This window comes from Streptomyces sp. NPDC001135 (assembly GCF_053598395.1).
In genome coordinates this window covers 78,825-91,540 of sequence record NZ_JBSFKD010000031.1, presented here as the reverse complement: position 1 = coordinate 91,540, position 12,716 = coordinate 78,825, and the positions used below count along the sequence as shown (strand labels likewise).

Sequence of the window (12,716 nt, the reverse complement as noted above, 5' to 3'; positions counted from 1 at the left end):
GACTCCTTGTACGTGAGCGGGTGTGGGGCGTTGGGGGGCTCAGCCCTTGCTGACCATCGAGCGGAGGAAGAACCGCAGGTTGGCGGGCTTCTCCGCGAGACGGCGCATGAAGTAGCCGTACCAGTCGGTGCCGTAGGCGGTGTAGACGCGCATGCGGTGGCCCTCGGCGGCCAGCCGCAGGTGCTCCTCGCTGCGGATGCCGTACAGCATCTGGAACTCGTATTCGTCGAGCTTGCGGCCGGCCTTGTGGGCCAGCTCCTGGGCGATGGCGATCAGACGCGGGTCGTGCGACCCGATCATCGGGTAGCCCTCGCCCTCCATCAGCGTCTTCAGGATACGGACGTACGCCTTGTCGATCTCGTGCTTCTGCTGGTAGGCGACCTCGGCGGGCTCCTTGTAGGCGCCCTTGACCAGGCGGACACGGCTGCCGGCGGCGGCGAGGCGGCGGGCGTCGGCCTCGGTGCGGAAGAGGTAGGCCTGGATGACGCAGCCGGTCTGCGGGAAGTCCTTCCGCAGCTCGTCGTGGATGGCGAACATCGAGTCGAGGGTGGTGTGGTCCTCGGCGTCCAGCGTCACGGTCGTACCGATGGCGGCGGCGGCCACGACGACCGGGCGGACGTTGGCGAGGGCCAGCTCGTGGCCGTTCTCGAGCGCCTGGCCGAACATGGACAGCTTGACGGACATCTCGACCTTCTCGCCGAGCTCCAGCTCCTTGAGGTGGTCGATCAGCGCCAGGTAGGCGTCCCGGGCGGCGGTGGCCTGCTCGGGGGTGGTGATGTCCTCGCCGACGACGTCCATCGTCAGCTCCAGGCCCTTGGCCGTCAGGTCCTTGATGATCGGCACGATGTCGGCCACGGTCTCGCCGGGGATGAAGCGGTCGACGACCTGCTTGGTCACCGGGGCCGCCGAGATCAGGCGTCGCATCCGGTCGCTGCGCGACGCGGCGAGAATCACGGGACCCAGCACGGGGCACCTCCACAGACAAGCACCAAATACGGCCGTCACCCGACGATTCGGGTACGGCGCGGAGAACCACCGTGAAACCTAAGGATCTCTCCGATCGTGAGCCATCGACAGCTGTCACGCATCCGTGCACTGGATCTCAGACAGATGTATGAAGGCGACCGGGAAATGAGGGACAATGCCCGAGTGGCGGCGGATTTCAAGGCTTTCAAGGGTGACTACCAGGAGCTGGTGGACGAGATCTCGGAGCTGCTGGGCGTCCCGGCGACCCTGGAGAACCGCGACTTCGAGCTGATCGTCTTCGGCGCCTACGACAGCGAGGGCGAGCTGGATCCCTCCGCTCTGGACCCCGTGCGCACCCGCTCGATCCTGACCCGGCGCTCCACGGCGACGGTCCGGACGTGGTTCGAGGGGTTCGGCATCACCCGCGCGACCGGCCCGGTGCGGATCCCGGCGAGCCCGGAGGCCGGGGTGTACCGCGGCCGGATCTGCCTCCCCGTTCGCCATCGGGGTGTCGTCCTCGGTTACGTGTGGCTGCTGGAGAGCGACCCGGGACCGACGGACGCGCAGCTGGCCGCCGCGATGCGGGTGGCCGGCCGGATCGGCGCGCTGCTCGCGGACGAGGCGGAGGCCGGGGCCGGGCTGAGCCGGGAGCTGCGGGCGGTGCTCACCGCGGAGAGCGGGTGGCAGCGGGACATGGCGGTGGCCGAGCTGCGCACCGCGCTCGGCGCCCGCGCGGACGGCCCGGTCACCCTGGTGTGCGTCGCGCCCTGGCCGTCGGCCGACCCGGACGACGCCCCGGCCGCCCGTACGATCCCGCACACGACGGCGCTGTGCACACTGCCGTGGGGGGCGTCCGGGCAGAGTCTCGCGTTGCTGATCCGGCTGCGGACCCCGGACACGAGCACACCCGCGCTGGCGGCCGCCACGCGGGTGCTGAAGGAGGCCGAGGGGGCCCGGGGGGCGTCGGGAGGCGCGGGGCACGGGGCTGGAGCAGTGGCGGGAGCGGCCGGGGCCGGCGCCGGGGCGGCCGGGGCCGGAGCCGGAACGGCCGCTGCCGCCGAGGGATTGCCCGGGTCGGCCCGGGGCACCGCGGGGGCGACCGGGCCGGGACGAACCGCCGCGGGTGCCGTCGGCGGCGCCGCTGCGGGGGCGACCCGGCCGGGACGAGCCGCCGTGGGCGCCGGGTGTGCCGCCGGGGTCGGTGAACCCCGCGTCGGCCTCGGTGATCTGGGGACGGTGTGGCAGGAGGCCGCCGCCGCGGCGCGCGCCGCGCTGGCCGAGCCACGGTTCGGGCCGGTCGCCCAGTGGGCACACATCGGGCCGTACCGGCTGCTGACGTCCCTGCCGCCCCAGGCCGCGCACGATCCCGTGGTCGGCCCGCTCCTCACTCCCGCCCACCGCGAACTGGCCCGCACCGCCGAGGTCTACCTCGACTGCGCGGGCCAGGCGGGCCGCACGGCGGCGGAGCTGGGCATCCACCGCCAGACCCTGTACTACCGCCTCTCCCGGGTGGAACAGCTGACCGGTCTCGACCTGGACGACGGCGAGGACCGACTGCTGCTGCACATGGCGCTGAAACGGGCCAGGCTGTAGCCGGCCGGGGTGTCACGGGCGGTCGGTGAGGGCGGCGAGGGCCTCGCGGAGGGTGGTCGCGGTGGGCGGGCCGTCGGACCACCGGGCGGCGATGTGACCGTCCGGGCGGACGAGCAGGGCGCCGCGCGGGCCCAGGCCGCAGAACTCCGCCGGCTCCCGGGGCAGGGGCTCGACGCGCAGGGGCCAGGGCGCGGCGGTGTGGGGTGTCCAGGCGGCGGGGTCAGGGGTGAGCAGGGTGAACCATTCGCCGAGGGCGTCGAGTGTGGAGCGGTCGCGGGTGAGCCAGAGGTGGGGCATGCGGTGGCCGGGCTCGGGGGTGGGCACGTAGTCCGTGGCCGGGGCGAAGTCCGGGCCGGGAGCCGGCTTCGCGGCGGGGGCGGAGTCCATGGCGGGAGTGGGCGGCTCAGCCGGGGCGGGCGGGGTGGGGCCTTCGGTGAGGACCGCGGCGGAGTCGTAGGCGACGCCGAGCACCAGGCCGAGTTGCGCGAAGAACCGTTCCGACCAGGGAATTTCACTCCCTCCAGGCGGTACTTCACCGGCTTGGAGCTGTGCGCGTCGTCGGCTCTGCGCCTCACGCAGGTGCTGGGCGTTGGCCACTGCCTGGCGGAGCGTCTCGCGGGCGACGGGATGCCGTTCCGGCTCATAGGTGTCCAGCAGCCCCGGCCCTGCCCAGCCCTGGAGCACGCCCGCCAGTTTCCAGCACAGGTTGTGCACGTCGGCCACGCCGGCGTTCATGCCCAGGCCGCCGATGACGGGAACGGCGTGCGCGGCGTCGCCGGCCAGCAGGGTCCGGCCGTGCAGGAGCCGCTCGGCGACGAACGCCTCCATCACCCAGTGCTGGACCCGCAGCACGTGCCGTACGCCGGTGCCGGAGCCGAGGGCGTACGCCACCAGGTCGCCCCAGTCGGTGCCGTCGGTGTCCGCGGGCGTGGGACCGAACCAGGCCCAGCCTCCCTCGGGATACAGCGGCATGAAGGAACCGTGCGCGGTGAAGTAGACGCCGGCGGGCCGCCCGGCACACCAGCGGTCGAGGTCGGCGTCGAACACGACCGTGGTCACCTCCCCCAGGGCGCCGGGGCCGGTGGTGCCGATGCCCAGCAGCCGCCGCACGGTGGAGTGCGCGCCGTCGGCGGCGAGGACGTAACGGGCCCGGACCCGTGTCCGGTCACCGGTCCGGCGGTCGGCCAGAACGGCGAGGACACCGTCCTCCGTCTCGCTCAGGCCGGTGAGTTCGGCCCCGAACCGCACCGGCGCGTCCGCCGCGGCGAGGAGTACCGGTTCCAGCCGGTCCTGTGAGGTGACGACGCCCAGCGCGGGGCTCTCCGGCACCGGCGCGTGCACCCCGGCCATCGCCGCCGCCGCGAAGTCGTCGCCGGTGAGGGTGTCACGGAAACGGACCCGGCCGTACCGCGGCGCGAACGCCCCGGCCGTGATCCGGCCGGTGAGCCCGAGCCCGCGGAAGATCTCCATCGAGCGTACGTTGACCAGCCGGGACCGGGGGAAGGGCGACAGCTCCCCGTGTTTCTCCACCAGCAGGGCTCGCACGCCCCACCTTTCCAGCAGCGCCCGGGCGGTGAGGCCGACGGGTCCCCCGCCGACGATCAGCACGGTCTCCTCGGCATCGGCTAAGGCCATGTCGAGCGGGGTTCCGGGAGCGGGATCCGGCACATGTGGCCAATCTCCCGTACCCGTCGGGCGACCGCAATCCGTGCCCCCGGGACCGGCGGTGCGCGGCCGGCGGGCGGATGACGCTCCTACGCGCGCGGGGAGGGCCCGGGGTGCTCGCCCGGTCGGACTCCGCCGGTGGCAGGCCGCTGCCGCTGTTGCCGGTGATCCGCACGGGCCCCGTCACCGTGTTGCCGTCGACCTCGGTGCCCCTGGTGTCGGCGTGCACGGTCAGCAGGCCGTGGACGGTGTCGCCGGGGCAACGCGCCGGACCGCCGCCGAACCGTACGTCACCGGTGCTGCCGCCCGATGCGCGGTGAAGGAGTGTGACGCTGTCCAGGGCGGCGCCGGGACCGGCGGACCGGCCCGGACGGGTGACCCGCGGTCCTCGACCGGGTCGGCCCGGTCCCCGCGCTCGGCATCCGCTCCCCGCACGAGCCGTCCGGCGGTCCGCGCCAACGCGCCGGAAACGCGAGGGGGTTGACCTCCGACCCCGGCTCCTGGCCCTGGACGGCCCGGGCTCGGCCCTGGGCCCCTCCGGCCGGGCCGGCGTGCCGAACCCGACGGCCGGTCTCCAGGAGGGACCGGGCCCGGCCTGTCCGCTGATCCGCCACCGCCGGGCGGCCGTACGGCACCGCGCGGACCGGGCGCCGCGGGTGCGGGACGGGCGGATCAGCTCGTGCCGAGTCCGTCGATCACCCGCCGCAGACCCTGCGTCAACTGCTCGGCGGTGGTCGCCGAGTCCGGGTCGAAGAGCCACTGGACCATAAGGCCGTTGAGCAGCGTCTGGTAGAGGCGGCCCTCGGTCTCGACCGCCTCCGGGTCGATGTCCGCCTCCGGGACACCGCTGAACATGGCGGTGAGCCCCGCGCGGCCCTCCTTCTGCGCCTCGGCGAGGAGCTTGCGCACCTCCTCCAGCCGCTCGTCCTGGAACATCAGCTCAAAGCTGAGCAGCCAGATCGCCCGCGACTCGGGCACCGTGCGGATGATGCTCGTCCACACCTCCTGGAAGCGCTCCAGTGACCCCGGAGGCTGCGTCACCGTCCCGCCGAGCCCCGGGTCGAACCGCTCCCCCACGCCTTCGATCAGCGAGATGTAGGCCTGCACCAGCAGCGCGTCCTTCGAGCCGTAGTGGTAGCCGATCGACGCCAGGTTGGTGCCCGACTCCTTGACGACGTCCCGCGCGGTCGTGCGCAGGAACCCCTTCTCCAGCAGGCAGCGCTTGGCGCCTTCGAGCAGATCCTCACGATGTCCCATGCGCACCACCCTACCCCCGATCCATACGACCGTCCCAGACAGATGACTTATACAATTGTTCTAGACAAGCGTTTAAGACGCCCGTACAGTCACTGCCATGACGACGAACCCGACGAGCACCACCCCCTCCGGCCGCGCCGACGGCGCCGCCCCCGCCCGCGCCGGACGGCGCGAGTGGACCGCCCTCTCCGTGCTGATGCTGCCGCTGCTGCTGGTCTCGATGGACGTCTCGGTCCTGTACTTCGCGACCCCCGCCATCAGCGCCGACCTGCACCCCAGCGGCACCCAGCAGCTGTGGATCTTCGACGTCTACGGCTTCGTCCTGGCCGGCCTGCTGATGACGATGGGCTCGCTCGGCGACCGCATCGGCCGCCGCAAGCTCCTCCTCATGGGCGCCGCCGCCTTCGGCACCGCCTCGCTCCTCGCGGCCTACGCGAACAGCGCCGAGACGCTGATCGCGGCCCGCGCGATCCTCGGCATCGGCGGCGCGACCCTGATGCCGTCCACGATGGCGCTGGTGCGCACGATGTTCACCGCCCCCGGCCAGCGGGCGAAGGCGATCGGCCTGTGGTCCGGCGTGATGACCGGCGGTATCGCGCTCGGCTCGGTGATGAGCGGCATCCTCGTCGAGCACTTCTGGTGGGGCTCGGTCTTCCTGGTCAACCTGCCCGCGATGGCGCTCCTGCTGCTCCTCGGACCGGTGCTGCTGCCGGAGTCCAAGGACCCGAACCCCGGGCGTTTCGACTGGCTGAGCGTCCCGCTGTCGATGGCCGCCGTGCTCCCCGTGATCTACGGCCTGAAGGAGATCCCCTCCGAGGGCTGGCACCCGCTGTACGTCGTCTCCGTCACCGTCGGCCTGCTCTTCGCGGCCCTGTTCGTCCACCGGCAGCGCACGGCCGCCTCGCCGCTGGTCCCGCCGGCCCTGCTGAAGGGCCGGGGCTTCGCCCCGGCCCTGGTCCTCAACCTCGTCGCCGCCCTCGCCATGATGGGCTCGGCCATCTTCACCACGCAGTACCTGCAGGCGGTCCTCGGCAAGAGCCCGCTGGCGGCGGCCCTGTGGAGCCTGCTGCCCTCGGTGTTCATCGGATTCGCCGGTCCGGTCACCGCACAGCTCGTCCAGCGGGGCGTCAACCGGGGCTACGTCGTCGCCGGCGGCTTCGCGGCCATGGCGGCCGGTTACTCGACGATGGCCTTCATCGGCACCGACTCGCTGTGGCTGGTGCTGACCGGGGCCGGCGTCCTCGCCTGCGGGATGGTCGCCATCTCGTCCCAGCTGGTCGACCTGGCCATGAGCAGCGCTCCGGTGGAGCGGGCGGGCTCGGTCTCCTCACTGCTGGAGACCGGCACCGAGTTCGGCGGCGCGCTCGGCATGGCGGTCCTCGGCTCCATCGGTACGGCGATCTACCGCCACGAGATGCCGTCCACCGCTCCGGCGGGTGCCCGGCAGACCCTGGGTGACGCCCTCGCCACGGCCGCCCACCTGCCCGGCCCGGCCGGCGCGTCCCTCCTCGCCGCGGCCCGCGAGGCGTTCACCAGCGGGATGCAGGGCGCGGCGATCGCCGGCGCGGCCGTGGTGGCGCTGGCGGCGGCGGGGGCGGCGGTGAGCCTGCGCCGGATCGAGATCAGGTCCGAGGAGTAGGGCACAGAAAAACGCCGGGCGGGCTGACGAGAGTCAGCCCGCCCGGCGTTTTCGGGATGCGTCAGACCAGGTTCACCGAGCGGGCGGACGCCGCACCGATCTCGGAAGCCACCTCGGCCAGCACACCGGCGGTGACCGTGTCGTCGACGGTGAGCACCGCCAGCGCCTCGCCACCCACCGCCGCGCGGGCGACCTGCATGCCGGCGATGTTGATGCCCGCCTCACCGAGGATGCGGCCGACGGTGCCGACGACACCGGGACGGTCCTCGTAGCGCAGGACGACCATGTGGTCGGCGAGCGCGAGGTCGACGTCGTAGTCGCCGACCGCGACGATCTTCTGGAGGTGCTTCGGGCCGGCCAGCGTGCCGGAGACCGACACCTCCTCGCCGTCCGCGAGCGTGCCGCGCACGGTGACGACATTGCGGTGCTCGGCCGACTCGGAGCTGGTGGTCAGCCGGACCTCGACGCCCCGCTCCTGCGCGAACAGCGGCGCGTTGACGTAACTCACCGTCTCGTCGACGACGTCCTCGAAGACACCCTTGAGCGCGGACAGCTCCAGGACCTTCACATCGTGCTGGGTGATCTCGCCGTAGACCTCGACGTCGAGGCGGTGCGCGACCTCGCCCGCGAGTGCGGTGAAGATCCGGCCGAGGCGCTCGGCGAGCGGCAGACCGGGCTTGACGTCCTCGGCGATGACACCGCCCTGGACGTTCACCGCGTCGGGCACCAGCTCACCGGCGAGGGCGAGACGGACGGACTTGGCGACCGCGATGCCCGCCTTCTCCTGCGCCTCGTCGGTGGAGGCGCCGAGGTGCGGGGTGCACACGACCTGGTCCAGTTCGAACAGCGGGGAGTCGGTGCACGGCTCCTTGGCGTACACGTCCAGGCCGGCGCCGGCGACCCGGCCCTCCTTCAGCGCCGCGTACAGCGCCGCCTCGTCGACGATGCCGCCGCGCGCGGCGTTGACGATGCGCACGCTCGGCTTGACCTTGCGCAGCGCCTCGTCACCGATGAGGCCGAGGGTCTCGGGGGTCTTGGGCAGGTGGACGGTGATGAAGTCGGAGACCTCCAGCAGCTCGTCCAGGGACAGCACCTTCACGCCCATCTGCGCGGCCCGCGCGGGCTGCACGTAGGGGTCGTAGGCGACGACCTTCATGCCGAAGGCGGACATGCGCTGGGCGACCAGGGCGCCGATGCGGCCGAGGCCGACGACGCCGAGGGTCTTCTCGGCCAGCTCGACACCGGTGTACTTGCTGCGCTTCCACTCGCCGTTCTTGAGCGCGGCGTTGGCCTGCGGGATGTTGCGGGCGGAGGCGAGGATCAGACCGCAGGCCAGCTCGGCGGCGGTCACGATGTTGGAGGTCGGGGCGTTGACGACCATCACGCCGGCCTTGGTGGCGGCGGAGACGTCGACGTTGTCCAGGCCGACGCCGGCGCGCGCGACGACCTTGAGCTTCTTCGCCGCGGCGATGGCCTCGGCGTCGACCTTGGTCGCGGAACGGATCAGGATCGCGTCGACGTCGGCGATGGCGGGGAGCAGTTCGGCCCGGTCCGCTCCGTTGGTGTGCCGGATCTCGAAGTCCGGGCCGAGTGCGTCGACGGTCGCGGGCGACAGCTCTTCAGCGATGAGTACGACGGGTTTCGAGCTCACGTGAGTCCTCACAAGTCCAATGCGGACGGCCGTCCCGACGGCCGCAGGCGGTGGAGGGGGCTAGCCGCGGAAGACGCACGACGCTGTGGGCCTGACGCGTGTTGTGCAGCAGTCTAGTGGCGCCGCGGTCGTCGGTTTACGCCACCGCGGAAGTATCACCCGGACGAGAAACTACATTTTGTAGTCCCGTCGGCGGTTGTGGAACAGGGGGCCGGAGCGGCATGCTCCGGCCCCCTGACGTGAGGCTTACGCCTCCTCGTTCACCCAGCTCATCAGCTTGCGCAGCTGCTTGCCGGTGGTCTCCAGCAGGTGCTCGGAGTCCTGCTGCTTGTACGCGTTGTACTTCTTCAGGCCGCCGTGGTACTCGTCCATCCAGTTGGTGGCGAAGGTGCCGTCCTGGATCTCGGCGAGGACCTTCTTCATCTCGGCCTTGGTGGCGTCGGTGATGATGCGCGGGCCGGTGACGTAGTCGCCCCACTCGGCGGTCTCGGAGATGGACCAGCGCATCTTCTCCAGGCCGCCCTCGTACATGAGGTCCACGATCAGCTTCAGCTCGTGCAGGCACTCGAAGTAGGCGATCTCCGGCTGGTAGCCGGCCTCGGTCAGGGTCTCGAAGCCCGCCTTGACCAGCGCGGCCGTACCACCGCAGAGGACGGCCTGCTCGCCGAACAGGTCGGTCTCGGTCTCCTCGGTGAAGGTCGTCTTGATGACGCCGGCGCGGGTGCCGCCGATGCCCTTGGCGTACGACAGGGCCAGCGCGAAGGCGTTGCCGGAGGCGTCCTGCTCGACGGCGGCGATGCAGGGAACGCCGCGGCCCTCCTCGTACTGACGGCGGACCAGGTGGCCCGGGCCCTTCGGGGCGACCATGCAGACGTCCACGCCGGCCGGGGGCTTGATGAAGCCGAAGCGGATGTTGAAGCCGTGGCCGAAGAACAGCGCGTCGCCGTCCTTCAGGTGCGGGGCGATGGACTCCTCGTACACCTGGGCCTGGATCGGGTCCGGGACCAGGATCATGATGACGTCGGCCTCAGCGGCGGCCTCGGCGGGGGTCACCACGCGCAGACCCTGCTCCTCGGCCTTGGCCTTGGACTTCGAGCCCTCGTGCAGACCGACACGCACGTCGACACCGGAGTCACGCAGCGACAGCGCGTGGGCGTGGCCCTGGCTGCCGTAGCCGATGACCGCGACCTTGCGGCCCTGGATGATGGACAGGTCGGCGTCAGCGTCGTAGAACAGCTCGGCCACTTTGGGTTCTCTCCTTGGTGTGCAGGTTGTGCGTCCCACCGTATGCCGGTGAGGGGAAGGGAAGTTTCTCAATCTCGGCATCCGGGCGGACCGATCGTCGCCGACCGCCCGGTTCCAGCCTTGCGCGGCGCGCTCGAGTTCAGCTTTACGCGGTTCGGTCGAGCGCGCGAAGCGAACGGTCGGTGATCGAGCGGGCGCCGCGGCCGATCGCGATGGTGCCGGACTGCACCAGCTCCTTGATGCCGAACGGCTCGAGCATCTTGAGCATGGCGGACAGCTTGTCACCCGATCCGGTGGCCTCGATCGTGACGGCCTCCGGGGAGACGTCGACGGTCTTGGCGCGGAACAGCTGGACGATCTCCACGATCTGCGAGCGGGTCTCGTTGTCGGCGCGCACCTTCACGAGGACGAGTTCGCGCTGGACGGCCTGTCCGGGCTCCAGCTCGACGATCTTCAGCACGTTGACGAGCTTGTTGAGCTGCTTGGTCACCTGTTCCAGCGGCAGGTCCTCGACGTTCACCACGATGGTGATGCGGGAGATGTCGGGGTGCTCGGTGACACCGACGGCGAGCGAGTCGATGTTGAAGCCGCGCCGCGAGAACAGGGCGGCGATGCGGGCCAGGATGCCCGGGGTGTTCTCCACCAGGACGGAGAGCGTGTGCTTGGACATGGTCTTTTACGTCTCTCTCGCTCAGTCGTCTTCGTTGTCGCCGAAGTCGGGGCGGACGTCCCGGGCGGCCATGATCTCGTCGTTGGAGGTGCCGGCGGCGACCATCGGCCACACCATCGCGTCCTCGTGGACGATGAAGTCGACGACGACCGGGCGGTCGTTGATGGAGTTCGCCTCTTCGATGACCTTGTCCAGGTCCTCCGGGCGCTCGCAGCGCAGGCCCACGCAGCCCATCGCCTCGGACAGCTTCACGAAGTCCGGCACGCGCGTGCCCTTGGCCTCCGGGTTGATGTCGTCGGGACCGCTGTGCAGCACCGTGTTGGAGTAGCGCTGGTTGTAGAAGAGGGTCTGCCACTGGCGGACCATGCCGAGGGCGCCGTTGTTGATGATGGCGACCTTGATCGGGATGTTGTTCAGCGCGCAGGTGGTCAGTTCCTGGTTGGTCATCTGGAAGCAGCCGTCGCCGTCGATCGCCCAGACGGTCTGCTCCGGCTGTCCGGCCTTCGCGCCCATGGCGGCCGGGACCGCGTAGCCCATGGTTCCGGCGCCGCCGGAGTTCAGCCAGGTGGCCGGCTTCTCGTACTGGATGAAGTGCGCGGACCACATCTGGTGCTGGCCGACGCCCGCCGCGAAGATCGTGCCCTCCGGGGCCAGCTGCCCGATGCGCTCGATGACCTGCTGCGGGGAGAGCGAGCCGTCCTCGGGCTGGTCGTAGCCGAGGGGGTAGGTCTCGCGCCAGCGGTTCAGGTCGCTCCACCAGGCGGTGTAGTCGCCCTTGTGGCCCTCGCTGTGCTCCTTCTGCACCGCCTGGACCAGGTCGGCGATGACCTCGCGGGCATCCCCGACGATCGGCACGTCCGCGGCGCGGTTCTTGCCGATCTCCGCCGGGTCGATGTCGGCGTGGACGATCCTGGCGTAGGGGGCGAAGCTGTCCAGCTTGCCGGTGACACGGTCGTCGAAGCGGGCACCGAGGGCGACGATCAGGTCGGCCTTCTGCAGCGCGGTGACGGCGGCGACCGCACCGTGCATGCCCGGCATTCCCACGTGCAGCGGGTGGCTGTCGGGGAACGCGCCGAGCGCCATCAGGGTGGTGGTGACGGGCGCTCCGGTGAGTTCGGCGAGGACCTTCAGCTCGGCCGTGGCGTGCGCCTTGAGGACGCCGCCGCCGACGTAGAGGACGGGCCGCCGGGCGGAGGTGATCAGCTTGGCGGCCTCGCGGATCTGCTTGGCGTGCGGCTTGGTCACCGGGCGGTAGCCGGGCAGGTCCATGGTGGGCGGCCAGGAGAACGTCGTCTTCGCCTGCAGGGCGTCCTTGGCGATGTCGACCAGGACCGGGCCCGGGCGGCCGGTCGAGGCGATGTGGAACGCCTGCGCGATGATCCGCGGGATGTCCTCGGCCTTGGTGACCAGGAAGTTGTGCTTGGTGATCGGCATGGTGATGCCGACGATGTCCGCCTCCTGGAAGGCGTCCGTACCGATCGACTTCGAGGCGACCTGGCCGGTGATCGCGACCAGCGGCACGGAGTCCATGTGCGCGTCGGCGATCGGCGTGACCAGGTTGGTGGCACCGGGACCACTCGTCGCCATGCAGACGCCGACCTTGCCGGTGGCCTGCGCGTAGCCGGTGGCCGCGTGGCCGGCGCCCTGCTCGTGGCGGACCAGCACATGACGGACCCGGGTGGAGTCCATCAGGGGGTCGTACGCCGGGAGGATCGCACCGCCGGGAATGCCGAATACCGTGTCCGCGCCGACCTCCTCGAGGGAGCGGATGAGGGACTGCGCACCCGTGACGTGCTCGACGGGGGCGGACTGCTGTCCTCCGGATCGGGGCCGCGGCTGCGGATGGGCCCCGGTGGCCTGCTCGGTCATCGGCATTCTCTTCTCGATGCTGAGGGTTTTTGCGAGGTTTGTACGGAGTTCACGTGCTGTACGAGCGGCACTCGTGCAACAAAAAACCCCTCGTGCCGCAAGGCAAGCGAGGGGAGCGCGCCGGTGAGGTCGCTGGGCATTCCGGATCGTCCTCCGGTGGG

At 71.2% G+C, this 12,716-nt stretch carries 9 protein-coding genes; 2 read left to right on the top strand and 7 right to left on the bottom strand.

What is annotated here, in order from left to right:
• Positions 1 to 39: 39 nt before the first annotated feature.
• Positions 40 to 966, bottom strand: a complete 927-nt coding sequence (locus ACWC94_RS31370; protein WP_450800652.1) for a proline dehydrogenase family protein — start codon at positions 964 to 966, stop codon at positions 40 to 42.
• Between the two features lie 165 nt (positions 967 to 1,131).
• Here ACWC94_RS31370 and ACWC94_RS31365 point away from each other — a divergent pair, with 165 nt between their 5' ends.
• Complete coding sequence (locus ACWC94_RS31365; protein ID WP_450800650.1) at positions 1,132 to 2,559, top strand: PucR family transcriptional regulator; 1,428 nt, start codon at positions 1,132 to 1,134, stop codon at positions 2,557 to 2,559.
• 12 nt (positions 2,560 to 2,571) lie between these two features.
• Here ACWC94_RS31365 and ACWC94_RS31360 read toward each other — a convergent pair whose 3' ends face one another.
• Both ACWC94_RS31360 and ACWC94_RS31355 read right to left on the bottom strand, forming a co-directional pair.
• Positions 2,572 to 4,194 carry an FAD-dependent monooxygenase gene (locus tag ACWC94_RS31360; protein ID WP_450800648.1) on the bottom strand — a complete coding sequence of 541 codons (1,623 nt, stop codon included), beginning with the start codon at positions 4,192 to 4,194 and terminating at the stop codon, positions 2,572 to 2,574.
• A gap of 702 nt (positions 4,195 to 4,896) precedes the next feature.
• Positions 4,897 to 5,481, bottom strand: coding sequence for a TetR/AcrR family transcriptional regulator (locus tag ACWC94_RS31355; protein WP_450800646.1), 585 nt, complete (start codon positions 5,479 to 5,481; stop codon positions 4,897 to 4,899).
• 97 nt (positions 5,482 to 5,578) lie between these two features.
• On the opposite strand from ACWC94_RS31355, the gene ACWC94_RS31350 reads away from it, so the two are divergent.
• Complete coding sequence (locus ACWC94_RS31350; protein ID WP_450800644.1) at positions 5,579 to 7,120, top strand: MFS transporter; 1,542 nt, start codon at positions 5,579 to 5,581, stop codon at positions 7,118 to 7,120.
• 61 nt (positions 7,121 to 7,181) lie between these two features.
• Here ACWC94_RS31350 and serA read toward each other — a convergent pair whose 3' ends face one another.
• The 4 genes from serA to ACWC94_RS31330 form a co-directional block, all read right to left on the bottom strand.
• Positions 7,182 to 8,771, bottom strand: coding sequence for a phosphoglycerate dehydrogenase (serA, locus tag ACWC94_RS31345; RefSeq protein WP_450800642.1), 1,590 nt, complete (start codon positions 8,769 to 8,771; stop codon positions 7,182 to 7,184).
• 246 nt (positions 8,772 to 9,017) lie between these two features.
• Complete coding sequence (gene ilvC / locus ACWC94_RS31340) at positions 9,018 to 10,016, bottom strand: ketol-acid reductoisomerase (protein WP_450800640.1); 999 nt, start codon at positions 10,014 to 10,016, stop codon at positions 9,018 to 9,020.
• Positions 10,017 to 10,161: 145 nt separating this feature from the next.
• Complete coding sequence (gene ilvN / locus ACWC94_RS31335; RefSeq protein ID WP_217461712.1) at positions 10,162 to 10,686, bottom strand: acetolactate synthase small subunit; 525 nt, start codon at positions 10,684 to 10,686, stop codon at positions 10,162 to 10,164.
• Between the two features lie 21 nt (positions 10,687 to 10,707).
• A complete protein-coding gene (locus tag ACWC94_RS31330; protein ID WP_450800637.1) occupies positions 10,708 to 12,555 on the bottom strand; it encodes an acetolactate synthase large subunit in 1,848 nt (615 codons plus the stop codon).
• Positions 12,556 to 12,716 lie beyond the last annotated feature (161 nt).